A 24,220-nucleotide genomic window follows, 5' to 3' on the forward strand; every position below is an offset into this window, starting at 1 on the left:
AGGGGCGCACTGCCCCTCGGTTTCTTCCTCTCCTTAGCGCCTGCGGTCATAGACTTTCTGACCTTTGTAATAAGTCTGTATCACCCGGACACTACCAATATCTCGCTGCGGAATTAAAAACAGGTTTTTGTCCAAAACAATAAAGTCCGCCCACTTTCCCACCTCCAAACTACCAGTATCCTGCTCCAGGTGATTCGTAACAGCACCGGTAAAAGTGAACATTTCAATCATTGTCTCCAATGATATCTGGTTACTGACTCCAGCATGGATGTTCTGGATTGGTGACACCTCTCGCCCGGCAACATATCCCGAGTCCATAACCACGGCTATATGACGAGGCTCTGTATTAGATTTTCGACTTTCAGTTAAGTAACTTTTATCATCTGGAGAAACTTTTGAGCGCGCTGCTACTGACAGCAATAAAATCGGTTTTTCCTTATCAGCTGACAATACACTCCCAGCATTATCCGAACTAATATTAAGCAGGGTGTTACGCAATCCCAACTCCCTGCCACCATCCAGGGATATCTGTATGAGCTTTTGTAGAGCTGCCAACTCTTTATTACTCTTAGCATCCAGGTAAAACTGGAAATTATGTGAATTAGCACGAGTAATTATCTTGGAAATAAGTTCACTCGATAGGCCTGAATCACGTTGATCACCTAAACCTACCTTGTCAGCTTTCAAGCTGACCGAATTGATCTTGAAATCATCACCGGAATATTTTTCTGCAACCTTCTGCAATTCTCTAAGTTTCTTACCAGTGACATCCATCGCTATTTCAAAGGATGCTCGGATACGCAAACTCAATTTCTCTGACGATAGTGGGCGATCGAAGGCGCTGAGATATTTATTTAAATCATTAAGCGGCATTACAGCCTGAAAAAAAGTAGTTACGCCTCTCTGGGCCGCAATATTCTTAATCTCTGAAAAACTTCGAGTTGGTTTTTCACCCTCATTATTTACGGGTATCAGACGGGAAAAAACCTCCACCGCTTCACGACCATGAAAAATACCGATGGGAAGACCATCTTCATCTTTTTCGATTCTACCGCCCTCAGAAAAATTAGACTCCATATCAATCCCAGCTGCGGCAATACCTTCAGAGTTAGTCCATACACTGGCGCCATCTTCTGAGAAAAGAATAATGGGGATCAAATCATTTATTTGATCCAGTATTGCTTTATGTGGTCTGTGTGGTGCAAAAATGACATGACGCCAGCCGCTGCCAACGACAAGCTGCTTCTCGGGGTTGGCCTGAATAAATTTACGAACGCTATTCTCATACCCCTCTACAGTTTTATATGTGGATAAATCCAAACTGTCACTGATACCAACATCAGGTATTTGCTGAATAAAACCGGGCAATACCATTTTTCCACTGAGATCAGTGACCTTTGTTCCCTCTCCTACAAGGGCTTCTGCCCCCCGATCTGTACCCACATAAACAATGCGCCCATCGCGGATAGCCATTGCCGAGGCAACACTGCGGGCCGGGTCGACGGTATAGATATACGCATTCCTTAAAACGTGCTGGGCGGTTTCAACACTGGTGGCCGGCGAGGGGGATTCAGCTCGTTCACAAGCAATTAACAATAGTGAAATGAGCAGGCAGGCCAGACGCATAGGGACTCCTCACAGTTTTCCGCAATTCCCCGGGACTCGGGTCTTATCAGGAAAAGTGTAGAAAGCTCGGACACATTTGTGTGCCTAACCTCGAGACCACAACCAGTGATACCCAAATGACCCACTGGTGCAGGGACCCAGACCGCACTCGAGGAGAACCGCGACTAAATTGGCCAACACGACAGTGAAGAACGAGATGGCAATGCACTTTTCAATCAAAGTAAACTCTCTCGTGGCAAAACTTCGCCGCTTAAAGCCAAACATTAATGCAACGCCACAGTAGATCAGTAAGACAAAGAAAATCAGCGCAGACCAAGTGTATAAATGTAAGCCAAATACTGGGCTGCCAAACCCTGGATCGCCAGGGGTGATATGCAGCAATACCTGCCTGACAGCAGCAGACAGACCGGCCAGACACGAAAGAATAACAACGCCGTAATGCTCTGCACGAATACTAAAGCGCAGGTTCAACATCAATCCCATGCCAATCATGGCAAAGGCAACACGTTGTAAGAGACAGAGAGGGCAGGGGTGTTGGTGAGATACCAACTCCATGATCAAGGCAATCCATAGGATTATGCTTACCGCTAACAGCGCCAAGCTATCCAGCCTTCTGACCATAAACACCATCATGGGCACGGTCCCTAGAAAGACAGCGACAGTGCTCGCGTCATATGATATCCACACCACATAATGAAGATTAGCAAGGTCAACAACCACCAGCCCATTGCAGAGCCGCGACGACCATTCCAAACGGCCCAAATCGACAGGGTGACCGTAAGAAAAGGCAATATCATGACCACTAAGCAGCTCCTTATCGGCAATACGATGATATTAGTATTGCCTAAAGCTGCCAGAAGGATGCGATTTAACGTTGGCAGCTAGAGCAGAAAAAGGTATTTCTCTGGCCCAAAACCATATCTTTGACTGCTCGGCCGCAAGAGGGACAGGACTCACCCGCACGGCCATAAACATTTAGCTGTTGGGCGAAATAGCCAGGTTTTCCATCGCCGCCAATAAAGTCCCGCAAGGTAGTCCCACCTTGGGCGATTGCCTGACTGAGAACCTGCTTTATGGACTCAGCCAAGCGCTGGTATCGGGCTTTGGAAATAGAACCGGCCTGTCGATCTGGGCGAATGCCCGCCAGGAAAAGAGATTCACTGGCGTAAATATTACCCACCCCCACAACGATACGGCCATCCATGACGAAGGTTTTGACAGACTGCTTACGCTTGCGCGAAGTTTCGAACAGATAGTCACCACTAAATTCTTCCGAGAGAGGCTCTGGGCCCAAATGGCTGAGTAAGTCGTGGGCCAGTGGGTCCGCCACTGTCCACAGTAGGGCACCAAAACGGCGCGGGTCGCGGTAACGCAGTGTGAGACCACTATCCAGGCGCCAGTCGATATGATCATGCTTTTCCGGTGCCTGTGCAGCCTCGACCATTCGCAGGCTGCCAGACATCCCCAGGTGCCAGATAGCGCAGCCTTTATCGGTGTGCACCAGCAGGTACTTGGCGCGGCGCTCCAGCTTCAGTATCCGGGCATTGCGGACACGGCGCTCAAAGTCTGCTTCCACGGGCCAGCGCAACTGGTGCTGGCGCACTTTTGCGGAGCGAATTTTATGCCCCTCCAGGTGAGGTTGCAGGCCTCTGAGAGTGGTTTCTACTTCTGGGAGCTCTGGCATCTTCTGGAGTTACCCTGTGTAAACTGGCTGCTCAATTTCCAATACGCACAAAAAAGCCCGGTTAGAACCGGGCTTTTTGTACAGTAGCGGTAGGCAATTATTTAATTTTGCCTTCCTTGTACATTACATGCTTGCGTACAACGGGATCGTACTTTTTGATCTCCATTTTCTCAGGCATGTTGCGCTTGTTTTTGGTAGTGGTGTAGAAATGGCCAGTACCGGCGCTGGAATTCAGACGAATCTTCTCACGCATTGCTCTATCTCCAATCTATTAGCTGGGCTACAGCCGTTACACTTTTTCGCCGCGGGCGCGCAGCTCAGTCAGCACAGCGTCGATACCTTTCTTATCGATAACGCGCATGCCTTTCGCGGAAACACGCAGCTTCACAAAACGCTTCTCGGATTCAACCCAGAAACGGTGGCTGTGCAGGTTCGGCACAAAGCGACGCTTGGTGCGGTTCTTAGCGTGGGATACATTGTTTCCGGTGACCGGACGCTTACCGGTTACCTGACATACCTTGGACATCTGTTGGCCTCTTCAAAACGCTTGTGCCCGCATGGCGCCAATCCTGAAGAGGAAAAGGTAGTGCGGGAACATAAAAATCGGGATTCTAATCCGGTTCCTGGATGGCGGCGGAACCTGTGCAGAATCTGGCCCGGCCGCAAAGAGCGGCGTTTTATACCAAAAGAGCCCGTAGGGAGCAAGTTTTGTACAACATTTCAACGCCGGGAACGACACCTTTACATCAATCCATGCTCTGCAAAGGATAGCGCCTTGCCCTCACCGACGATCAAATGGTCCAGAACCTTGATATCCACCAGCTCTAGTGCCTGGGTCAAACGCTCGGTAATCCAGATATCTGCCTGGCTGGGCTCACTGACACCAGACGGGTGGTTGTGCGCCAAAATAACCGCCGCAGCTCCCTTCAGCAGCGCTTGCTGTACTACTTCGCGCGGGTAGACATTCGCCGCATTCAGAGTCCCCTCGAACAACTCCTCAAAAGCGATTACCCGGTGCTGATTATCCAGGTAGAGGCAGCAGAACACTTCCCTGCGCCGGTGCCTGAGCTGGATTGCCAGGTAATCCCTGACCGCTCCGGGACTGCACAGTGCGCTGCCGTGCTGTATGGTCTCCGCCAAGTGCCGTTTGGCCATTTCCAGCGCCGCCTGCAACTGGGCAAACTTGGCGTCGCCGAGCCCTCGCGCTCGGCAGAAATCGTCTCGCTCAGCCTCCAGCAGAGGGCGCAAGCCGCCAAAATCATTGAGAAGCCCTCTGGCCAAATCCACGGCTGAGAGGCCGGGGAGCCCCACGCGCAGAAAAATTGCCAATAGCTCTGCATCCGACAGAGCCTCAGCTCCTCTCTCCAACAGCTTTTCCCGAGGCCTCTCACCTGCCGGCCAGTCCTTTATTTTCATTTGTAGCCCAGTTAGTCAGTGTCTTATCTATCGCACATCTACTGAACACCTCTTCCACGCTGCGCCTTTGAAGCACTACTGCAGTCTTATAAGAAACGACATAGAAATGCTAATCTTACCGGCTCGCACCAAACCGGAAACAGCATTTATGTCCTCTCTGGCCGACAAACGCATACTTTTAGGTATCAGCGGTGGAATTGCCGCCTATAAGAGTGCCGACCTGGTTCGCCGGCTCAAAGAGCGCGGTGCCGATGTCCGAGTGGTAATGAGCGCCGGAGCACAGGAGTTTGTACAGCCACTGACCTTTCAGGCGCTATCCGCTAACCCGGTGCATACAGACTTGTTGGATCCCTCGGCAGAAGCCGCTATGGGTCATATCGAACTGGCGAAATGGGCTGATCTTATCCTGATTGCTCCAGCCAGTGCCCAGGTAATGGCAAAGTTGGCTGCCGGTATGGCTGATGACCTCTTAACCACCCTTTGTTTGGCCAGCGAAGCCCCCCTGGCCCTGGCACCAGCCATGAACCAAGCCATGTGGCGCCACGCAGCTACCTCAGCCAATGCTCAGACCCTAAAGGAGCGCGGAGTCATATTCTGGGGCCCAGGCGCGGGTAGCCAGGCCTGTGGCGACGTGGGCCCCGGCCGTATGTTAGAACCAGAAAACCTGGCGGAACACACTGAATCCCTGTTTCACACAAGCCACTCACTGCAGGGCCGCAAAGTAGTAATCACTGCCGGCCCTACCAGGGAAGCCATTGACCCAGTGAGATTCCTCAGCAACCACAGCTCTGGAAAAATGGGCTTCGCCCTAGCTGCGGCGGCGCAGAGTGCCGGTGCCGAAGTGACGTTGATTGCCGGCCCCGTAAATTTGGATACGCCGCCAAAGGTCAATCGTATCGATGTTATCAGCGCCCAGGATATGTATGAGGCCGCCAAAAGTGCCGCCGATCACTGCGATATCTTTATCAGTGCAGCAGCCGTTGCTGATTTCCGCCCGGCCCAAGTCGCTGAGCAGAAAATCAAAAAGAAAGACGGGCAAGATGATGATGCAATTGCCCTCATCAAAAATCCCGATATTGTTGCAGCCATAGCCACGCGTACTGAGCTACGGCCTTTCACTATCGGGTTCGCCGCAGAGACAGAACAGGTTCTCGCCCACGCCCAGAGCAAGCTGCAGCGGAAAAACCTCGATATGATCATTGCCAACGATGTGAGCCAATCGGATTCGGGATTTAACAGCGATCACAACGCTGTCACTGTGATAGATGCGAATGGTCAGAGCCGACTGGCTCCCGCATTAAAGACCGACCTAGCCCGACAGCTCATTGAACTCATCGCCTCCAAGGCTCAGTGACAACATTTACGCTCAAATCAGGGATATCTGTGGGCTCCAACAAAAAAAAGAAACCAGGCGGTACCATGCAGAAAGGGTTATTTTTACCGTTATTATTAGTAGTTGTCGCTTGGCTGGGCGGTGCCTATCTGTTAATCCAGTATCTTGTAATACCCCACAATCATTCGCAGATTGAGCTAGCCGCCAAGCAAAAAACTGCCGAACTAGCTGAAGTCGTGCAGTCTTACGTCGCAGACTATTCGAAGCGCCTGCAGGCCCTTGGATCAAGGAAGCTCCCTGCAGCAACACTGATTGAATCTACCAAACTACCTGAGCAGGTATCCCTCCAGGCCTTTTCTTCCGAACAGGTTCGAGTGGGCTCAGGGCAAAATCCCTCCCTGAACTTTGCCTTGGTCGATCTGTTAAAGCGCAGTCAGGAAACACCTGAGCAACCGATGGAAGTACTGCGTACAGGTGTGGAAAATAGCTGGCAACTTCATAGTGTTATCACCCTGGAAAATGAACAACTACTGGCTACCCAACCCTTTTCCGTGCTGGAAAACATTTTAAAAAGTCTGGGCGGTAGTCATGGACAAGTTCAGTTAATGCAGAAGTTTCCCGATGCCCACCGACAAACACTGTGGCGCGCAGGCATAGGAAAAGGCTACAACACTGTAGAGCAACTTGAGGACAGCTATTTAAGCCTCCACTTCAGTCCCTCCCAAACCTTTGTCGAACAGCACAGTCTGCCCACATCCTGGATTTACATCGGAGCCGGTATTGGAATATTGGTGAGCCTATTCGCCCTACTGAAATTCCTACCTCGCGATTCGAGAGCCCCATGGGAAAGAAGTAAGGATGCTAGTGGCAGCGAGCTTAATAAGGCGCACCCACAAGCCTCTGATGGAGGAACTACACAGGCTTCCAATACAAATTTTCTGCCGCAGAGCTTGGCCTCAGCACCCAGTATCTCGGACTCTGATTCGGAGAACTCAGAAAGCGAAGAAAAAGAAAATAGTTCAAAGGACTTGCCAGAAAGTGACGATGACAAGCCCGAGCTGCCTCTTACCTCTGAGTATCCCCAGCATGTTTTCCGCGCCTACGATATCCGTGGAATCGCCGGGCAGGAAATCAATGAACCTTTTGCCTATCAGCTAGGCAGAGCGCTCGGCACCCTGGCACAGCACACTGGAGAACATCTCTTACTAGTTGGCCGAGATGGACGCAATAGCAGTGAGACACTTAGCCAGTGCCTGATTGAGGGAATTCTAGATAGTGGCTGCAACTCTATTAATCTCGGCCTGATTCCATCACCACTTCTCTATTACGCTTGTGCGAAAGGAAAAAATACCAGTAGTGGGGTCATTGTTACCGCAAGCCACAACCCTGCGGAATACAACGGCTTTAAGATCGTACTGAAAGGTCGCGCCCTGGCGGAAGACAAACTGCAGGGACTCTACCAGTTGATGAAAAAAGGCCCATTCAAAAGTGGGGAAGGCGCCAATCGGGAGCAAGAAATCACCGATAAATATATCGATGAAGTTTTCAATAATGTCGCCCTCGCCGGGCAACCGCACTTGGTTATCGATGCTGGCAATGGCGCCACCTCTAACCTGGCTCCCCGCCTCTTTGAGCAGCTCGGCTGTGCAGTAACACCAATCTATTGTGAGGTGGATGGCAACTTCCCCAATCACGCGCCGGACCCCTCCAGACCAGAAAACCTCGAAGCCTTGACTGAAAAGGTTCTGGCTACAGGAGCAGATCTGGGCGTGGCCCTAGATGGTGATGGTGATCGTGTCACCCTGATTTCAAGCAGCGGCCGTATCGCTTGGGCAGACCAACTGGTTATGTTGCTGGCAAGGGATATCCTTGCGCGCAATCCGGGAGAAAATATTGTCTTCGACGTTAAGAGCAGTCGCAGTTTATCCCAGCTAATCAGCCAGTATGGGGGCCGCCCCATTATGTGGAAGACCGGACACTCTCCGATGAAAGCCAAGATGTTGGAGACCAAAGCCATTTTGGGCGGCGAGCTTTCCGGACATATCTTTATTAAGGACCGCTGGTTTGGTTTCGACGATGGTATCTACGCTGCTGCGCGGGTACTAGAAATTATGGCACTGCGCGAACAGAGTCTTGATGAACTCCTCGACACCTTGCCGAAAATGCACAGCACCCCTGAGATCCTGCTACCAGTAGAGGAAACTGAGAAGTTTTCACTGATAGACCAGCTGCGCGATAAGGGGAATTTTGGCAATGCCGATATCAATACTATCGACGGCCTGCGTATAGAGTTTCCCGATGGCTGGGGGCTTGTACGTGCCTCCAATACCACTAGCGCACTAACCCTGCGCTTTGAGGCTGAAAATGAACAGGCCCTGGAGCGCATCCGTACTGAGGTGATGGGACAGCTCAGAAAGATTGCTCCCGCAATTACTGTACCCGACTGGCAGCTGCTCGATTAAGATAAAACGGCGGAATAGACTGCGCCGCCATCGGGCCACTGCCCCTATTGCTTAGAAAACAATCCACCACATTTGCTTTAAATCGTTGGCGACTCAATTCAGGACCCCAAACCTGATTCCCTTTCGCCCTGTGTAAGGAACTGCCCATGTCCCTAGATCTAAACTCTGCGCTGAAAAGTGCCCAGGTCCTCAATGAAGCACTGCCCTATATCCAGCGCTTTACAGGCAAAACTATTGTGGTCAAGTTCGGTGGCAACGCCATGGTGGATGAGCAACTACAAAACAGTTTCGCGCGAGACATTATCCTGATGAAGCTGGTAGGTATGAACCCAGTGGTAGTGCACGGTGGCGGACCTCAAATCGGGCAGCTGCTAAACAAGCTCAGTATTGAGTCCCGATTCGTAGACGGAATGAGAGTCACCGATAGCGAAACCATGGATGTTGTAGAGATGGTGTTAGGGGGCACCGTCAACAAACAGATCGTCAATTTGATTAACAAAAATGGGGGCCGCGCGGTAGGTATCACCGGTAAAGACGGATTGCTGGTTAAAGCGCGAAAGTTGACCCGAAAAAATGAGAGTGCGGGACTACATGCCTCTGAAATCATTGATATCGGCCAGGTAGGGGAAGTCGAGAAAGTTAATATTGATGTGATCAATATGCTGGTTCACAGCGACTTTATCCCGGTTATCGCGCCGATCGGAGTCGACGGCAATGGGGTTTCATACAATATTAATGCCGATCTCGTCGCTGGAAAAATCGCCGAGGAATTGAAAGCAGAAAAGCTCATGTTACTCACCAACGTCGCCGGTCTGCAGGATAAGGAGGGGGAGGTTCTCACCGGACTGACTACCAATGAAGTAGAGAGCTTAATTCAGGATGGCACCATCTATGGCGGCATGCTGCCAAAAATCACCTGCGCTCTGGACGCTGTTCAGGATGGGGTAAATTCCGCTCACATCATCGACGGCCGTGTGCCCCACGCCATATTGCTCGAGATATTTACAGATCGAGGCGTGGGTACCCTGATTACCAACATAGAAGCGCAAACTGTGGACCACTAGCCCCTTGGCAATTGAAGACAGCCCGGCGAATCGGTAGGATTCCGCCGCCGTCAAAATAAGACGACAAGAGCAAAACTAAATTCCGCCCCCCAAGCGGACCAAAGGCAGTCAATGAGCAGCGAAAAAATCAATCGGCGTCAACAAATCCTGGAAGCTCTAGCACATATGCTGGAAGTCAGTCCCGGCGCACGTATTACAACAGCAGCACTGGCCAAGGAAGTTGGTTTCTCTGAAGCCGCGCTATATCGTCACTTCCCCAGTAAATCCAAGATGTTTGAAGGGCTGATCGAATTTATTGAGGAGACCATTTTCAGCCGTATCGCAATGATCCTGCAGGAGGAGCCCTCGGCTCTCAATCGCTGCCAGAAAATTCTGCAGCTCCTGCTAGCTTTCTGTGAGCGAAACCCTGGAATCACTCGCCTGCTCACAGGCGACGCGCTTACCGGTGAAACTGAAAGGCTACATGGACGAATCCTGCAGTTATTTGATCGACTGGAAACCCAAATTAGACAGATCTTGCGCGAAGCCGAGTTGCGCGAACACCTGCGCCCGACTCTTCCTCTCGGTGGTGCTGCCAACCTGCTTTTGGCGAGCGCGGAGGGGCGTATCGTCCAATACGTGCGCAGTGGTTTTAAGCGTAAGCCTACAGAGTACTGGGCAGAACAGTGGCCCGTATTAACGGCTGGTTTCTTCCGTGAGACAGTGGCTGTAGCCAGATAACCATTTCCTCATGAGGGCTGTTTGGCGGTAGCCCTCCGAAATTATTCAGGTATTGAAAAATCAGTTAGCTCTCAACATTAAGCTCTGTGTAGCGGGCTACCGCCTTATCGAAATCAACCCCTATGGTATCCGCTTCAGCCGCACGCCGGCTGAGGCGCTCCTCAAGCACTTCCATTTCTTTTTGTAGATCTGCAATTCTCTGCAACAATTCGGGAGCCACCTCACGGCCGCCCCGCTGCGTTCGTGCAGCAGAGGCTTCTTCCTGGGCAATTTGCCGGCGCAGACTGCTGATATTTGACCGCATGATAGCCATATCCTGCTCAACGACAGCCAACTTGCGCGACCGTGCACTCTCAATATCCGCAATACTGTTATAGCGCTTTAGCAGCTTTCGATCCGCTTCCCGCTGGGCCTCTAGCTGAAGTTCGGCTTGGTACTCTTCGGGACTGAGCTGCGGTGCAACTACTTCAACTACACGACCGGTAAGAGTGAGAATCTCATAACCATTTGGAACAAATTCCGGTGGAATAACATCGTTGATCACCAGGACTCCCTGGTGATCAGTGTATCGATACAAAACCCGGCTATTGTTGCCATAAGCCTCTACAGCCAACATCAAAAGGGTGCTGACCAATAGAGGTACTAAAGGGGCGACTCGCATCGCTCTTCTCTCTAAATTAACCGGCCCACAGCTAGGGGGGACAAAATTTATTGACCCGCGACACCGTAGCGCTGCCGGTAGTCCACAATTTTCTGCAGAGTATCGCTGTCATTCGACTCCTGCTCGAGAAAGCTGATCACATCGTCTAACTGCACGATGCCGACCACAGGAATATTGTACTGTCTCTCAACTTGCTGGATAGCGGAGAATTCACAATCTTCACTAGCCTTTTCCTGGCGGTTGAGACCAATCACAACTCCCGCTGCTTCTGCGCCATGAGATTCGATAATTTGCATCACTTCGCGCACGGCTGTGCCCGCAGTAATAACATCATCGATAATCAAAACCTTGCCATTAAGCGGCGCACCCACTAAGGTTCCGCCTTCACCGTGATCCTTGGCTTCTTTTCGGTTGTAACAGAAAGGCTTATCGATCCCCTTTTGGGCTAGAGCCACAGCAGTCACCGCACCCAGCGGGATACCTTTGTAGGCCGGTCCAAAAATGACATCGAACTCCACTCCCGAAGCGATTATCGCCTCGGCATAGGCCTGCCCCAGCGCTGCCAGTGCAGCACCGGTGTGGAAACGGCCGGCATTGAAAAAGTAGGGGCTTTGACGGCCCGACTTCAATGTGAAGTCGCCGAAACACAAAACCTGATGATCCAGGGCAAGTTGGATAAAATCGCGCTGATATTGCTGCATGGAAAATTGTTAACTATTGGCTAAGGTGAAGGGAGACCTCCCCGTAGCATTCCCGGGGGTAGGCATGCATATAATGTTTCTAATGATACACAGTCCGCTGGTAAGGGGCTAATAATGCGAATAGTAAGCTTGTCGGTAGACGGCGTTCATCAGGCCGCCCAACGCGGTCTCTACGATTGGTTGGCGGAGCAGGACGCAGATATTATCTGCCTTCAGGACCTGCGCTCTCTCGAGCCTGAATTGGACCACCCAATATTTCACCCCGACGGTTATTACAGTTACTTTTTCGACTCGGGAACCCCCCACGAAAATGGTGTGGCTATCTACACCCGCAGCCAGCCCAAAGCCATCATATTCGGCATGGGCTTCGCCAATGGTGAAGATATGTACGGCCGCTATCTACAGGCGGATTTCGAGCGACTGAGCGTTGGCTCCCTGCTCGCGCCAGTCGCCTCCGATGAGACGTCGTTAGAGAAAAAAGTCCAATTCTTTGAGGACATGCAGGCGCACTTGCTAAAAATAAGCCGCAAACGCCGCGACTTTATTTTCTGTGGTAACTGGGGCATGGCTCACCGTCGTGCAGACGTACAGAATTGGCAGGATCATCAGGATTCTCCCGGCTTTATGCGTCACGAACAGCGCTGGCTGGACCAACTGTTTAATGATGTTGGCTATGTCGATGCTTTTCGCCGTGTAGTAAAAGATACCGACGAATTTAGCTGGTGGCCCAGCGGTACTGTCGGAGAAGGAGATGGCTGGCGTACTGATATGCAGATCGTCTCTCACGGTCTAAAAAATCGCATTGAGTACGGTGCAATCAATAAGAATGTGAAATTCTCCAGCCACTTGCCGGTCATCATGGACTACGAAATCGAAGTCTGAATCACACGGAGTTCCGGCCCCTTCCCTATTGAGAGAGGGCCGGATACAAACCAAGGGGCGGCAGCTTTACTCGTCCAGCGCCCGCTTTTGTAAAGCGATCAATTCATCGATACCCGCCTTGCCCAACCCCAGCATCTGCGCAAACTGCTTTTCAGTAAATGGCTCACCCTCTGCAGTGCCTTGAACCTCGATCATGCCGCCATCTTCGGCCATCACCAAATTCATATCGGTATCCGCTGAACTGTCTTCCGGGTAATCCAGGTCCAGTAGCGGCTCCCCCTCATAAATTCCCACTGATACCGCTGCTACCATATTCTTGAGCGGATCATCGGCAATGATTTTTTCTCTCTGCATATGACGTAAGGCATCAACCAACGCCACACAGGCACCTGTGATTGCTGCGGTCCGGGTACCGCCATCGGCCTGGATAACATCGCAATCGACGGTGATTTGATTCTCACCTAGCTTCTCCAGGTCTACCGCCGCTCGCAGTGAGCGCCCGATCAAGCGCTGAATTTCCACGGTGCGGCCACTCTGCTTGCCCTTGGCCGCTTCCCTGGGCATACGAGAGCCTGTGGAGCGTGGCAGCATGCCGTACTCTGCAGTAATCCAACCGCTGCCCTGGCCGCGTAAAAACCTTGGGACTTCACTGGAGAGAGAGGCATTACACAAAACCTTGGTATCACCAAACTCCACCAATACAGACCCCTCCGCATGACGGGTATAGTTGCGGGTAATTTTTACCGGGCGCAATTGCGCAGGGGCGCGGCCACTGGGACGCTGCATAGTCCACCTCAAATATTGAATGAAAGCCCCGCATTATATACCCCAGCATGGCGATCCAAACGCTGTGTTATTATGCCGGGCCGATTAATACGCCTGTAGGGGATCAGCTATGGCCAGTCAACGGGAACAGAACAAAGTGCGCAGCATGACAGCCTTTGGACGCGCCGAGGCCAATTACGCAAGCGGCACTGCTATCTGGGAACTGCGCTCGGTCAACCATCGCTACCTGGAACCACATTTCCGTTTACCCGAAGCGGCTCGCTCCCTGGAAACACAACTGCGCGATACGCTGCGTAAGACGCTGTCCCGCGGCAAAGTTGAATTAACCTTGAGCCTGAAGACCAATAGCGCCGAAGGTACTGGGCTGGAAATCAACCAACCCCTCGCCCAGGCGCTGATTCAAGCGGCAAAACAGGTAGCGGGTGGCGAGGATATTCAACCGCTCAATCCCTTGCAAATTCTCCAGTGGCCCGGTGTTATCAGTGAACCGGAGGCGGATACCGATCAACAGTCGGCAACGATATTGGAGGCTTTTCGCGAGGCACTGGGACAACTGCGCGCAAACCGTGAACGCGAAGGCGCTGAGCTAGCCAAGTTTATTGAGGCCCGACTAAAGGGAATCGAAGAGCAGGTGGCCAAAGTTCGAGAACTGCTTCCCCAAATCCTTGAGGCACAGCGAGACAAGCTGCGCAGCCGCCTGGAAGAGTTGCAAGTGGAGCTGGACAAGGACCGGCTCGAGCAGGAGATCGTCCTATTGGCCCAGAAGGCTGATGTGGATGAAGAGCTCGACCGCCTCAGTGCACACACTTCTGAAACACGTCGGGTTTTAGCCGGCGGTGGATCAATCGGCCGGCGGCTGGATTTCCTGATGCAGGAGTTTAACCGTGAAGCCAACACCCTTTCCTCAAAGTCTGTGGTTACTGACACAACCCAGGCTGCGGTAGAGCTCAAAGTATTGATCGAGCAGATGCGCGAGCAAGTACAAAACATCGAATAACCCTCTGGGGCATTCTCACCGAGACTGCGAATGCCCCTCTGTCACCAGACAGGGGGATTTGTGATAGCTCACCCTTTAAGGAATATTAATGCGACACAACCTGAAGTGGGTCGGCGCTATTTTTTTAGTGCTTGCTGCAATTGAGATTATTAATATTCTGAGCGGCCGATCGCTTAATTACTTTGGTATTGTTCCCCGCTCAATCAACCACCTCCCCCATATCTTTTCTGCACCATTACTGCATGGAAATAGCTGGCATTTCTTCTCGAATATATTCACTCTGTGCATCTTCAGTTTCTTAGTGCTGCAGTACGGGGTAAAAACTTACCTGAAAGTGACCCTGTTCGTTGTGATTACCACCGGAGTGGCCGTTTGGCTTTTTGCTGGCAGGGGCAATCATTTGGGAGCTAGCTCAGTTATCTATGGCTATTTCGGCTTTTTACTTCTTGCGGGATTTATCAGCAGGAAATTTAGCCGTTTATTAATATCTATAGTGGTAGCCGTCCTTTATGGAGGGCTTATTTTCGGTGTCTTGCCACGGGGTGGTTTTATCTCCTGGGAGTCCCACCTATTTGGATTTATCTTTGGATTGCTGGCTGCAAAGCTGTGGGCCAAAGTTCCCAGTTATAGCAAGGCCAGATAAACACAAGTCCTAACACCAACCTTTTAACCTCAAACCCCAGTAGTAGCCAGCAAAGGTTTTCATTACTGGGGTACCCTCAGGAAGCAGGCCCCAAAGCCAAGCTACGTAAATGCTACGTACACGTCACTAAGAAGCGTTTAGCGATTCATCTTTTCTACGCACGATAATTCTTTTATCTGAAAATATTCGTTTATTATCCAATTTCTCCCCTGTGAACCCCTCCACATCTCTTCCGTAGATAAATTCTCACTATCAGATTTTTTTCCCAAAACTTATAAATTTGTCGCCAAAAGCCACACAAATTTAAAGGCTTAAGCTGAGGATAATAATTTCACGAACGTTATAAAGAAGTACCATTTTGAAACTTTGGTACCAATTTTGGTCAAACTGACTTACCGACTGTGAGAAAGACAGTTTCTAGGCCTATCCGTTAAGCAAATTTATTTTGTTAGTGCGGAGTTTTTCAGGAGTCTCCGGCCTATCGGAATACTGATAGCCGGATTTAAAATATCTCGGAGATATAACAATAATGAAATCATCATTGAAAAGTCTTTTGCAAAAGACGACTCTGGCGAGTGCGTTTTCGTTACTGTGTGCTACCCCTTTCGCTGCTCACGCAGCGGACGCGGAAAAAACACTGCTAACCGACCGCATCATCGTAAAGTACAAGGAGAGCGCTAAAGTTGGGAAGGCGGCCACCATGGCCACAGAGACGGTCGAAAAAGCTTCCCGTCGCGCCGGCCACAAGATGCGCCACCTCCGCCGTATGGCCACTGGCGCCCAGGTAATGCGCCTGGAAGGCCGTAAAAGTAGAGCTGAAGTAAGCGCGATCATCGATCGCCTGAAACAGGATCCGGATGTGGAATACGCAGAGCCGGACCTGATTATGAAAGCGATGGCCGAGCCCAATGACCCGAGCTATCTCAGCCAGTGGCATTACTACGAGTCCACCGGCGGCTTGAACCTGCCCTCAGCTTGGGACGTTACCCAAGGCGATGGCGTAGTGGTTGCCGTACTCGATACCGGTTATCTCCCCCACGCCGATCTGGTAGACAATATCCTGCCGGGCTACGATATGATTTCTGACACTTTCGTCTCCGTAGATGGAGATGGACGTGATGACGATCCCACTGACCCAGGGGATTGGTATACAGATAAAGCCTGCGGTGACGACCCGAGCATCCCCTCCGAGAGCGACAGCAGCTGGCACGGCACCCATGTAGCCGGCACCATTGCCGGGGTTACTAACAACAACATGGGTATCGCCGGTGTAGCCTATGATGCGAAGATAGTGCCCGTTCGTGTGCTTGGACGCTGTGGTGGCTATACCTCTGATATTGCCGACGGCATTATCTGGGGTGCCGGTGGTTCTGTCAGCGGATTACCAAGCAACCAAAACCCAGCCCAAGTATTGAACCTGAGCCTCGGCGGTGGCGGTAGCTGTGACACTACCACGCAAAGCGCTATCGACACTGCGCGCAGCCTCGGCGCTACCGTGGTTGTCGCCGCTGGTAACAGTGGTGCCAACGCAAGCCAATACTCGCCTGCCAGCTGTGATGGGGTTATTACCGTTGCGGCAACTGACCGTACCGGCGGCCGCTCTTATTACTCCAACTATGGCAATGTGGTTGATGTCGCTGCACCCGGTGGCGCACAGAGCTTCGCAAACGATTCCGACGGTATCCTTTCCACCTACAACAACGGCTCTACCGATGCGGGCAGCGATAGCTACTATTACAGCCAGGGCACCAGTATGGCAGCCCCCCATGTCGCCGGCGCAGCAGCGCTGATTTATTCGGTTAACCCCGACATTACTCCGGATGAAGTTGAGTCGATCCTCACCAGCACCGCTCGCAGCTTCCCCTCTTCGTGCAACAACTGCGGCTCCGGTATTGTGGACGCGGCAGCAGCTGTAGCTATGGCGAGCGGCAACGATAGTGGTAATGGCGGCGACGACGATGACGACAGTGGCAGCAATGGTTCAGGTTGGACTGAAACTAACCTTTCTGGCAGCCAGGGCAGCTGGAATGACTTCACCATTGATGTTGAGTCGGGGACTTCCACCCTTACTATAGAGATGTCCGGTGGCTCCGGCGAAGTTGATCTCTACGTGCGCCACGGTAACTATCCTACCCTGCGTCGATATGACTGTCGTCCATACCTCTGGGGTAACGAGGAGAGCTGCACCATTAGTAACCCGGATTCCGGCACCTGGTACATCAGTGTCTATGGGTATGAATCCTACAGCGGTGTGACTTTGGAAGCGGAAGCTAGCGAGTAAATAGCGACCCGTTCAGAGTAAAAAAAGACCGGCATTTGCCGGTCTTTCTATTTATAAACTCCAAAGAAAATCCTTTCACGAAGAAAACCATGCCTAAACATCAAAAGTCGCACCTAGCCATGGTACCAATTCGACGTATCGCATGCTCTTGCCAATCTTTTGATTAGTGCCAATTAGGCACCACTTTTGTAAACCTGAAAGTTAATTACGTCAAAATCCCTTCAGCGAATACTGACTGATTTCAGAATCCATGCTTCACTGGCATATGCGGCCCAGTAGCCGTGTGGCAGAGTTCGATAGATACGCTATCTAATAATAAAAATATGGGGTTTCTGTGGACCTGCTTACTTTCTCCATTCCATTTTTTCTGACTGCCATGCTTATGGAGTTCGCCCTGGATCGCTGGAAAGGCTGGGGGCTCTACAGGCTGAATGACACTATTGGCAATCTCAGCACGGGGATTCTCAATCGTATTATCGGGCTTACCTATAAAAGCTTATTCCTCGTTATCTATATCCCGCTGTTTACGTTGCTACAACCCTACTATCAATGGGTTGGTTTCAACTGGTCTATCGACAATGTCTGGCACCTGGCCCTGGCGGTTCTCGCATACGACTTCTGCTACTACTGGAAGCACCGTATCTGTCACGAGGTAAACATCTTTTGGGCAGAACACCTGGTGCACCACCAGAGTGAGGACTATAACCTGAGCACAGCATTGCGCCAGTCTTCGGGGGGGCTACAGCTGGATTGGATATTTTATCTACCGCTTCTATTGATTGGTTTGCCGGCAGAAATTGTTATTGTCGCCGGAGCAATTGATCTTATTTACCAGTTTTGGGTTCACACACAAAAAATACCCAAGATCCGCTGGTTGGAGTGGTTTGTCATTACCCCCTCGAATCACCGGGTACACCACGCCCAGAACGCTGTCTACGTAGATAAAAACTACGGCGGAATATTAATACTTTGGGATCGCTTATTTGGCACCTACCAGCAGGAACTCGAAACTGAGCCCTGTCTTTACGGTGTGCGTAAGCCCCTGAATACCTTTGATCCTGTAGCAGCCAATTTACAACACTTAAAGCGCATGGCAATTGATGCCTGGCACACGAAAAGCTGGTGGGACAAGTTCACTCTTTGGTTCCGCCCCACCGGCTACAGGCCCACAGATGTAGAAAAATCCATGCCAGTAGCCTCTACCGATCTGACAAACTTTAAACGTTTCAACCCTGAAATTAGCCCTGGTTTGCGCAACTACGCATTCGCACAACACCTCTGTTACACCGCCACAACCTTATCTCTCCTCTGGTTCACCAGCGTATTTAGTTTCTGGCAACTTATGGGCGCAGTTATTGCCTTGATTATTTGCCTGGCAATTAATGGAAGGATACTGGATGGTCATCCTATTTCAGGGCGCCTCGAAACTTTGAGACTCGCAGCACTCATCTGCGCTATTCCGCTACTAAACAATACATATGTACCACTCTTCATATCCTACTTGCTCGCAAGCTCTTTGGTATGGTGGTGGTTGGCAACCCGGCGCAAAGAGGATAGAGTCACTTTCGTTAGCGATTAACAACAGGGAGGTCCCCTTAATCACAGGTGGTTGGCGGTGATTGAGAAACTCCCGCGAGGCTATCCCGGCCGGGCCCAGGCGCGCAGGTGGTAACGCGCCCTGAATCTCCCAACAGATACCCCCACTCCGGTCGGGGGCTAGCCTTGTCCCTTCATGACACTCTTTCATCTCCAGACGCAAGCTTCGGTTATAATGGGCTCTTTGCTCGCGAACAGGATCAGTTGTGCAAACAGGAACCCTCTACACCGTCTCCGCTCCCTCCGGTGCAGGAAAAACCAGCTTGGTCAAAGCGCTGGTAGACAGCGACAGCCAGGTTACCGTATCGGTTTCCCATACCACTCGTGCCATGCGCCCAGGCGAAACTCACGGCGTTGACTATCACTTTGTCGAGCGAGAAGAATTTTTGGCAATGTTGGAGCGTGATGCTTTTTTTGAGCACGCCCAAGTTTATGGCGATAATTATTACGGCACCGCCAAAGCTGAGATCGAAGAGACTCTTGCCAGTGGTCGCGATGTTATCCTGGAAATCGATTGGCAGGGGGCCGAACAGGTTCGTCGCCTGCGCCCTGATGCAGTGGGTATTTTTATTTTGCCTCCGTCCCAGGAAGCCCTGCGCGAGCGCCTCACCGGACGCGGTCAGGACGATCAAGCGGTCATTGATCGCCGTATGGACCAGGCCATCGACGAAATGACCCATTATGTCGCCGCAGATTACCTGGTAATCAACGACAACTTCGACCAAGCGTTAACAGAGCTGCGTGCCATTATCGTTGCCCAGCGACAGCGCTTAGAGCTGCAGCAACTGCGCCACGGCGACCTACTTCAGGCACTGTTGCGCCACTGAACCAATTGATCGAATTGCATACATTTCCCGGTCCGGTAAAATAGCCGGTCCCCTGTACAGAATTTGCCTTCGGGCACAGCAAATGGAAACGAAAGTTTATGGCACGTATTACCGTTGAAGATTGCCTTGAGCATGTGGACAACCGCTTCGAGCTCGTTATCGTCGGCAGCAAACGCGCCCGTCAGATCGCTACAGGCGGCAGGGACCCGCTGGTTCCCGAAGAGAACGACAAACCTACGGTAATCGCCCTGCGTGAAATCGAAGAGGGCCTGGTGGATGCCGCGATCCTCGACGAGCCGGAGCGCGAAGAGGCCCCTGCAGCCATGGCGGCCCCCAACTACCTGTCAGATCAGGAAATCTGATCCGAGTTTCTAACTGAGTATTTTGTGAGTTTTACGAGAGGCGCGCGCGGCATTGCACACCATAGATAGTTTGGCCCACCGCCTCTCTTCATACCTTCCTCCCGACCAGATCCAAATCGTCCGCCGCGCCTATTTCTACGCGGAGCAGGCTCACGATGGTCAGCAGCGCCGTTCCGGCGAGCCCTATGTCACCCACCCGCTGGCAGTTGCCACTATTCTCGCGGGCATGCATATGGATCACGAGAGCCTGGCGGCAGCCATGTTGCACGATGTGATCGAGGATACGGGTATCCCCAAGGCAGCTCTGGCTGAGCAGTTTGGTGGAGAGGTTGCCGACCTGGTCGATGGGGTCTCCAAACTAACCCAGTTCGAGACCGACAGCCCGGCAGAAAAGCAGGCGGAAAACTTCCAGAAGATGGCGCTGGCCATGGCCCGCGATATCCGCGTGATTCTGGTCAAACTGGCCGACCGCCTGCACAACATGCGCACTCTCGGCGCATTGAAACCGCAGAAGCGTGCCCGTATTGCCCGCGAGACGCTGGAGATCTACGCACCCATCGCCCACCGACTGGGTATGAACGACGTTCGTATCGAGTTCGAGGATCGCGCTTTTTTTGCCATCTACCCACTGCGTGCCAGCCGCTTGCGCGCCGCCCTGGTCGCCGCCCGCGGCAATCGCAAAGAGCTGCTGGAACAAATTCAGAATGCTATAGAACTGCGCCTGCAACGGGAGGGCATCAGCTCTCTGGTGATTGGCCGGGAGAAGCACCTATTTAGCATCTACCAAAAGATGCGCGCCAAGAAGAAGTCCTTCAAGGAGATCATGGATGTCTACGCTTTCCGCATCATTGTGGACAGTGTGGATACCTGTTACCGGGTTCTCGGTGTTATGCACAGCCTGTACAAACCGGTAATCTCCGAGTTTAAAGATTACGTCGCCATCCCCAAATCCAATGGCTACCAGTCACTGCACACAGTGCTGCTGGGTATGCACGGGGTGCCCATTGAAGTTCAGGTCCGCACCAAGGAAATGGATGAAATGGCCAATAGTGGCATTGCCGCCCACTGGCTGTACAAAGCCTCCGGCGATGAGGTGATCAATACCGGTGGCACCAGCCAGGTGCGCGCACGGCGCTGGGTCCAGGGACTGCTGGAGATGCAGCAGCGCGCCGGCGACTCGTTAGAGTTTATTGAAAACGTAAAAATTGACCTGTTCCCGGATGAAGTTTACGTCTTTACCCCTAAAGGGCAGATCGTCGACCTCCCCGCAGGAGCCACTGCCGTGGACTTCGCCTATTCCGTACACACGGATATCGGCAACTCCTGTGTCGCCGTGCGTATCAATCAGCGCCTGGCCCCTTTGTCCCAACCTCTGGAAAGCGGGCAAAAAGTTGAGATTCTCACGCGCAAAACTGCACAGCCAAACCCCAATTGGCTCAATTTTGTAGTAACTGCCAAAGCGCGCAGTGCTATCCGTCACTTCCTCAAGCACCAGCGACACCACGATTCCATTACCCTGGGCCGGCGCCTGCTGGAAAAAGCGCTTAGTAAGTTCGAAACAAGTCTCGATACGCTAACACCAGAGCAATTGGAGGCGGGGCTCAAAGAGGCCAAATGCGCCACCTTGGAAAAGCTGCTGGAAGAGATTGGCATGGGTAGTAAAGTGGCATTTTCTGCCGCCAAATTACTAGCACCGGTTACCAGTGAGGAAACCGAAGCCAGCAATATCTCCTCCCCACTGACAATCGATGCCCAAGAAGGCATGATGATCAGCTTCGCTCGCTGTTGCCGGCCCATACCCGGGGATACCATTATTGGCCATATCAGCTCCGGCAAAGGCGTAGTAGTACACCGCGACACCTGCCGCAATACCGGTGATTTTCGCGAACATCCGGAAAACATCATGCTGGTGAACTGGTCACCGGATGTTACAGGGGAGTTCCTCGGTGATGTGCGGGTAGAAGTCGAGTCAGAGAGAGGGATTATTGCCCGACTCGCTACTCGTATTACGGAAGAGGGCGCCAGCATCGAGCAGATCAATGTGGATGAGAAGGATGCGCATAACAGCGTGATCTCCCTGACTTTGGAGGTTAGCGGCCGCGTGCACTTGGCACGGGTTATGAAGAGGTTGCGCAACCTTCCTTCAGTTATTCGTATCGCCCGCCCCTGATCGTTCCAAGAGGAACTGACATACGGTGGCAAAGCGCGATATATTTAACGAGCTTCTGAAAACTCCCCAGAATATGGAAGGATGATTCGGAAGCCCCGTTTAGGCCTTCCTTTCCAACAATATTGATAAGTAATGGAGTACCCCATGCCCAATCGAGCCGTTATTAAAACCGACCGGGCACCCGCCGCAGCTGGTACCTATTCCCAGGCAGTAAAAGTGGATAATACTGTTTACCTGTCGGGACAAATCGCCCTGGACCCAGAGACACAACAGATGATTGGCGGAGGTTTTAGCGATGAAGTCCACCAGGTCTTTCGCAACCTCAGCGCAGTCTGTGAGGCCTCTGACGGATCGCTCCAGCATATTGTGAAACTCAATCTCTACATTACCGACAGCAGCAACTTTGCCGCTGTAAATGAGATAATGGCAGAGTTTTTCGAAGAGCCTTATCCCGCCAGGGCAACCGTCGTCGTCAAGGAGTTGCCGCGGGGAGCCTTGTTTGAGGCCGAAGCGATTATGGTGACCTGAGGCAAGAAGTTCTCGCCGATGCTGTGGCAATAATTGAGGAGGGCAGCTCAGCCCTCCGACTCCAACAGAGCGCTATAGCCCACCTTGTAATCTGGATATTTCAATTCGTAACCACTGGACAGCATCAACTGATTGCTGAGCTTTTTCGAGCGGCGCTCGCTCGTTTGCACAATCTCGCGCAGGTGGGCACTGGTATATCCCATCGCTTTTACCAACCACTGTTGCAGCTCGTACATCGGCACAGGCTGGCTATCGGCGCCTATATAAAGAGGCTCCGGGACCCACCCCTGTTTGTGCCTTTCAATAAGGTGCAATAAAAAACCAATACAATCATCGACATGGATGCGATTGCTATATTGCGGTGGCTGGGGAGGAGCGCAGCGACCAGCGCGAACCTGCGACAGCAATCGATCTCGACCAGGCCCATAAATTCCCGCAAAGCGCACAATGCAACTGTTGGGAATTGCGTTGCGAATGATCTCTTCAGCTGCCAGCAAACTATCCCCTTGAAAACCACTGGGCAGGGGTAAAGTTTGCTCATCGATAAAGTCGTCGCCGCTCTGGCCATAAACACGAGTAGATGAAACCCAAATAACCAAGCGCGGTGGGGATGGAAGGTGCGGAACAACTTCAGCGACTGCCTTTGCCGTTTCCACATAGGCGCGGTGATAGCCGGTTGGCGTGTGCTCAGTGGGGGTAAATGTTGCGAGAATGATATCGGCCCCTGTAGACAACAAGCGTTCAATATCCTCTTTCTTAGTGGCATCCCCCCGGCGCCAATTCACCACATCTGCCCTGCGCTTACTCGCCAGAGCTACCAAGGGATTGCGCCGCATCCCATAAACCGCGTATTGCTTTCGGTCTATATGCAGTGCCAGTCTCGCCCCGAGGTCACCACACCCAAGGATCCAAAGCTTTTCTTGTTGTGTCATATAGTTCCCGGTGAACAATCTTTGCTGTCCACCTTATTCCCTTGATTCAGTGCTATTCAGTCCTAAGGTGCTGGGGTCATTTGGGCAAATATCAAATTCGGAATGCTTATAGTTCGCCACCGAGGCTCTCCCCAAAGGCGGACTAGTTGCCACGCCTTTTGAACATGCGATAGATCGCAAGAAAAATTATCGCACCAATCGTAGCCGTTATTATGTCGCCTATTCCGAAACCAGTCACTGGGCCACCGAACCCAATCAGGGCACCCAGCCAGCCTCCAATAAAGGCACCGACAATGCCGATGACCATAGTGACTATCCAACCACCAGGATCTCTCCCGGGCATAATCCACTTTGCCAAAGCGCCGGCAATCAACCCGAGAATGACCCAGGACAGAACTCCCATGACGTATCTCCGTTCGGTGTGCCCCTTACAGATATAGCAAAATTTTGCGCCTCAATCCCACCTGAATTCCCAAAACTAGTAAATTTTCCCAATATTCGCTCTCAGCTTACAGATTGAGACAGGGTATTGGCCAGCGGCGATTATTT

At 51.8% G+C, this 24,220-nt stretch carries 25 protein-coding genes; 13 read left to right on the forward strand and 12 right to left on the reverse strand.

The window, feature by feature from the left end:
* Positions 1 to 33: 33 nt before the first annotated feature.
* The 7 genes from ACJJII_RS05805 to radC form a co-directional block, all read right to left on the reverse strand.
* Complete coding sequence (locus ACJJII_RS05805; protein WP_444915168.1) at positions 34 to 1,626, reverse strand: amidohydrolase; 1,593 nt, start codon at positions 1,624 to 1,626, stop codon at positions 34 to 36.
* An 84-nt stretch (positions 1,627 to 1,710) separates the two neighbouring features.
* Positions 1,711 to 2,259: a disulfide bond formation protein B gene (locus tag ACJJII_RS05810; protein WP_444918593.1), complete on the reverse strand. Its 549-nt coding sequence runs from the start codon at positions 2,257 to 2,259 to the stop codon at positions 1,711 to 1,713.
* Between the two features lie 11 nt (positions 2,260 to 2,270).
* Positions 2,271 to 2,423, reverse strand: a complete 153-nt coding sequence (locus ACJJII_RS05815; RefSeq protein ID WP_444895664.1) for a DUF5993 family protein — start codon at positions 2,421 to 2,423, stop codon at positions 2,271 to 2,273.
* Positions 2,424 to 2,494: 71 nt separating this feature from the next.
* Positions 2,495 to 3,310, reverse strand: coding sequence for a bifunctional DNA-formamidopyrimidine glycosylase/DNA-(apurinic or apyrimidinic site) lyase (gene mutM, locus ACJJII_RS05820; RefSeq protein ID WP_444911810.1), 816 nt, complete (start codon positions 3,308 to 3,310; stop codon positions 2,495 to 2,497).
* Between the two features lie 97 nt (positions 3,311 to 3,407).
* Complete coding sequence (gene rpmG / locus ACJJII_RS05825) at positions 3,408 to 3,563, reverse strand: 50S ribosomal protein L33 (RefSeq protein WP_020413983.1); 156 nt, start codon at positions 3,561 to 3,563, stop codon at positions 3,408 to 3,410.
* A 36-nt stretch (positions 3,564 to 3,599) separates the two neighbouring features.
* Positions 3,600 to 3,836, reverse strand: coding sequence for a 50S ribosomal protein L28 (gene rpmB, locus ACJJII_RS05830; RefSeq protein WP_020413982.1), 237 nt, complete (start codon positions 3,834 to 3,836; stop codon positions 3,600 to 3,602).
* A gap of 215 nt (positions 3,837 to 4,051) precedes the next feature.
* Entirely contained in the window at positions 4,052 to 4,726 is a 675-nt protein-coding gene (radC, locus tag ACJJII_RS05835) for a RadC family protein (RefSeq protein WP_444918594.1), read from the reverse strand.
* A 148-nt stretch (positions 4,727 to 4,874) separates the two neighbouring features.
* On the opposite strand from radC, the gene coaBC reads away from it, so the two are divergent.
* From coaBC to slmA, 4 genes are all read left to right on the forward strand, one after another.
* Positions 4,875 to 6,080: a bifunctional phosphopantothenoylcysteine decarboxylase/phosphopantothenate--cysteine ligase CoaBC gene (gene coaBC / locus ACJJII_RS05840; RefSeq protein ID WP_444919260.1), complete on the forward strand. Its 1,206-nt coding sequence runs from the start codon at positions 4,875 to 4,877 to the stop codon at positions 6,078 to 6,080.
* A gap of 65 nt (positions 6,081 to 6,145) precedes the next feature.
* Entirely contained in the window at positions 6,146 to 8,521 is a 2,376-nt protein-coding gene (locus ACJJII_RS05845) for a phosphomannomutase/phosphoglucomutase (protein ID WP_444918595.1), read from the forward strand.
* A 146-nt stretch (positions 8,522 to 8,667) separates the two neighbouring features.
* Positions 8,668 to 9,585 carry an acetylglutamate kinase gene (argB, locus tag ACJJII_RS05850; protein ID WP_413663820.1) on the forward strand — a complete coding sequence of 306 codons (918 nt, stop codon included), beginning with the start codon at positions 8,668 to 8,670 and terminating at the stop codon, positions 9,583 to 9,585.
* A 111-nt stretch (positions 9,586 to 9,696) separates the two neighbouring features.
* Entirely contained in the window at positions 9,697 to 10,305 is a 609-nt protein-coding gene (gene slmA / locus ACJJII_RS05855; protein WP_444918596.1) for a nucleoid occlusion factor SlmA, read from the forward strand.
* Between the two features lie 64 nt (positions 10,306 to 10,369).
* On the opposite strand, the gene ACJJII_RS05860 is transcribed toward slmA, so the two are convergent.
* Both ACJJII_RS05860 and pyrE read right to left on the reverse strand, forming a co-directional pair.
* Positions 10,370 to 10,966, reverse strand: a complete 597-nt coding sequence (locus tag ACJJII_RS05860; protein WP_444895661.1) for a hypothetical protein — start codon at positions 10,964 to 10,966, stop codon at positions 10,370 to 10,372.
* A 47-nt stretch (positions 10,967 to 11,013) separates the two neighbouring features.
* Entirely contained in the window at positions 11,014 to 11,667 is a 654-nt protein-coding gene (pyrE, locus tag ACJJII_RS05865; protein WP_413663822.1) for an orotate phosphoribosyltransferase, read from the reverse strand.
* Between the two features lie 114 nt (positions 11,668 to 11,781).
* Between pyrE and ACJJII_RS05870 the strand changes: the two genes are divergently transcribed.
* Positions 11,782 to 12,549, forward strand: a complete 768-nt coding sequence (locus tag ACJJII_RS05870; protein ID WP_413663823.1) for an exodeoxyribonuclease III — start codon at positions 11,782 to 11,784, stop codon at positions 12,547 to 12,549.
* 66 nt (positions 12,550 to 12,615) lie between these two features.
* Here ACJJII_RS05870 and rph read toward each other — a convergent pair whose 3' ends face one another.
* On the reverse strand, positions 12,616 to 13,335 hold the full coding sequence (gene rph, locus ACJJII_RS05875; RefSeq protein ID WP_444895659.1) for a ribonuclease PH: 720 nt from the start codon (positions 13,333 to 13,335) through the stop codon (positions 12,616 to 12,618).
* A 109-nt stretch (positions 13,336 to 13,444) separates the two neighbouring features.
* Here rph and ACJJII_RS05880 point away from each other — a divergent pair, with 109 nt between their 5' ends.
* From ACJJII_RS05880 to ACJJII_RS05915, 8 genes are all read left to right on the forward strand, one after another.
* Entirely contained in the window at positions 13,445 to 14,332 is an 888-nt protein-coding gene (locus ACJJII_RS05880) for a YicC/YloC family endoribonuclease (RefSeq protein WP_444918597.1), read from the forward strand.
* An 88-nt stretch (positions 14,333 to 14,420) separates the two neighbouring features.
* Positions 14,421 to 14,975 (forward strand): rhomboid family intramembrane serine protease, encoded by a 555-nt coding sequence (locus ACJJII_RS05885; protein ID WP_444918598.1) that lies wholly within the window; start codon positions 14,421 to 14,423, stop codon positions 14,973 to 14,975.
* Between the two features lie 529 nt (positions 14,976 to 15,504).
* Complete coding sequence (locus ACJJII_RS05890; protein WP_444918599.1) at positions 15,505 to 17,256, forward strand: S8 family peptidase; 1,752 nt, start codon at positions 15,505 to 15,507, stop codon at positions 17,254 to 17,256.
* 334 nt (positions 17,257 to 17,590) lie between these two features.
* The gene (locus ACJJII_RS05895) at positions 17,591 to 18,835 is read left to right on the forward strand and encodes a sterol desaturase family protein (protein ID WP_444918600.1); all 1,245 of its coding nucleotides are present in this window, start codon (positions 17,591 to 17,593) and stop codon (positions 18,833 to 18,835) included.
* 223 nt (positions 18,836 to 19,058) lie between these two features.
* Positions 19,059 to 19,679, forward strand: a complete 621-nt coding sequence (gene gmk, locus ACJJII_RS05900) for a guanylate kinase (RefSeq protein WP_413663829.1) — start codon at positions 19,059 to 19,061, stop codon at positions 19,677 to 19,679.
* 98 nt (positions 19,680 to 19,777) lie between these two features.
* Positions 19,778 to 20,041 (forward strand): DNA-directed RNA polymerase subunit omega, encoded by a 264-nt coding sequence (gene rpoZ / locus ACJJII_RS05905; RefSeq protein WP_444918601.1) that lies wholly within the window; start codon positions 19,778 to 19,780, stop codon positions 20,039 to 20,041.
* Between the two features lie 52 nt (positions 20,042 to 20,093).
* Positions 20,094 to 22,211, forward strand: coding sequence for a bifunctional GTP diphosphokinase/guanosine-3',5'-bis pyrophosphate 3'-pyrophosphohydrolase (gene spoT / locus ACJJII_RS05910; protein WP_444918602.1), 2,118 nt, complete (start codon positions 20,094 to 20,096; stop codon positions 22,209 to 22,211).
* A gap of 144 nt (positions 22,212 to 22,355) precedes the next feature.
* Positions 22,356 to 22,739 carry a Rid family detoxifying hydrolase gene (locus tag ACJJII_RS05915; RefSeq protein WP_413663831.1) on the forward strand — a complete coding sequence of 128 codons (384 nt, stop codon included), beginning with the start codon at positions 22,356 to 22,358 and terminating at the stop codon, positions 22,737 to 22,739.
* Between the two features lie 47 nt (positions 22,740 to 22,786).
* On the opposite strand, the gene ACJJII_RS05920 is transcribed toward ACJJII_RS05915, so the two are convergent.
* Positions 22,787 to 23,671 carry a sugar nucleotide-binding protein gene (locus tag ACJJII_RS05920; RefSeq protein ID WP_444918603.1) on the reverse strand — a complete coding sequence of 295 codons (885 nt, stop codon included), beginning with the start codon at positions 23,669 to 23,671 and terminating at the stop codon, positions 22,787 to 22,789.
* Between the two features lie 142 nt (positions 23,672 to 23,813).
* Complete coding sequence (locus ACJJII_RS05925) at positions 23,814 to 24,074, reverse strand: GlsB/YeaQ/YmgE family stress response membrane protein (RefSeq protein ID WP_108735039.1); 261 nt, start codon at positions 24,072 to 24,074, stop codon at positions 23,814 to 23,816.
* Positions 24,075 to 24,220 lie beyond the last annotated feature (146 nt).

Source organism: Microbulbifer maximicatervae (SeqCode), from assembly GCF_052467825.1.

Excerpts from the sequence above, each read along its gene's own strand:
- ACJJII_RS05805 (WP_444915168.1), bottom strand. The coding sequence starts at position 1,626 with ATGCGTCTGGCCTGCCTGCTCATTTCACTATTGTTAATTGCTTGTGAA.
- ACJJII_RS05810 (WP_444918593.1), bottom strand. The coding sequence starts at position 2,259 with ATGATGGTGTTTATGGTCAGAAGGCTGGATAGCTTGGCGCTGTTAGCG.
- ACJJII_RS05815 (WP_444895664.1), bottom strand. The coding sequence starts at position 2,423 with ATGATATTGCCTTTTCTTACGGTCACCCTGTCGATTTGGGCCGTTTGG.
- mutM (WP_444911810.1), bottom strand. The coding sequence starts at position 3,310 with ATGCCAGAGCTCCCAGAAGTAGAAACCACTCTCAGAGGCCTGCAACCT.
- rpmG (WP_020413983.1), bottom strand. The coding sequence starts at position 3,563 with ATGCGTGAGAAGATTCGTCTGAATTCCAGCGCCGGTACTGGCCATTTC.
- rpmB (WP_020413982.1), bottom strand. The coding sequence starts at position 3,836 with ATGTCCAAGGTATGTCAGGTAACCGGTAAGCGTCCGGTCACCGGAAAC.
- radC (WP_444918594.1), bottom strand. The coding sequence starts at position 4,726 with ATGAAAATAAAGGACTGGCCGGCAGGTGAGAGGCCTCGGGAAAAGCTG.
- coaBC (WP_444919260.1), top strand. The coding sequence starts at position 4,875 with ATGTCCTCTCTGGCCGACAAACGCATACTTTTAGGTATCAGCGGTGGA.
- ACJJII_RS05845 (WP_444918595.1), top strand. The coding sequence starts at position 6,146 with ATGCAGAAAGGGTTATTTTTACCGTTATTATTAGTAGTTGTCGCTTGG.
- argB (WP_413663820.1), top strand. The coding sequence starts at position 8,668 with ATGTCCCTAGATCTAAACTCTGCGCTGAAAAGTGCCCAGGTCCTCAAT.
- slmA (WP_444918596.1), top strand. The coding sequence starts at position 9,697 with ATGAGCAGCGAAAAAATCAATCGGCGTCAACAAATCCTGGAAGCTCTA.
- ACJJII_RS05860 (WP_444895661.1), bottom strand. The coding sequence starts at position 10,966 with ATGCGAGTCGCCCCTTTAGTACCTCTATTGGTCAGCACCCTTTTGATG.
- pyrE (WP_413663822.1), bottom strand. The coding sequence starts at position 11,667 with ATGCAGCAATATCAGCGCGATTTTATCCAACTTGCCCTGGATCATCAG.
- ACJJII_RS05870 (WP_413663823.1), top strand. The coding sequence starts at position 11,782 with ATGCGAATAGTAAGCTTGTCGGTAGACGGCGTTCATCAGGCCGCCCAA.
- rph (WP_444895659.1), bottom strand. The coding sequence starts at position 13,335 with ATGCAGCGTCCCAGTGGCCGCGCCCCTGCGCAATTGCGCCCGGTAAAA.
- ACJJII_RS05880 (WP_444918597.1), top strand. The coding sequence starts at position 13,445 with ATGGCCAGTCAACGGGAACAGAACAAAGTGCGCAGCATGACAGCCTTT.
- ACJJII_RS05885 (WP_444918598.1), top strand. The coding sequence starts at position 14,421 with ATGCGACACAACCTGAAGTGGGTCGGCGCTATTTTTTTAGTGCTTGCT.
- ACJJII_RS05890 (WP_444918599.1), top strand. The coding sequence starts at position 15,505 with ATGAAATCATCATTGAAAAGTCTTTTGCAAAAGACGACTCTGGCGAGT.
- rpoZ (WP_444918601.1), top strand. The coding sequence starts at position 19,778 with ATGGCACGTATTACCGTTGAAGATTGCCTTGAGCATGTGGACAACCGC.
- ACJJII_RS05915 (WP_413663831.1), top strand. The coding sequence starts at position 22,356 with ATGCCCAATCGAGCCGTTATTAAAACCGACCGGGCACCCGCCGCAGCT.
- ACJJII_RS05920 (WP_444918603.1), bottom strand. The coding sequence starts at position 23,671 with ATGACACAACAAGAAAAGCTTTGGATCCTTGGGTGTGGTGACCTCGGG.
- ACJJII_RS05925 (WP_108735039.1), bottom strand. The coding sequence starts at position 24,074 with ATGGGAGTTCTGTCCTGGGTCATTCTCGGGTTGATTGCCGGCGCTTTG.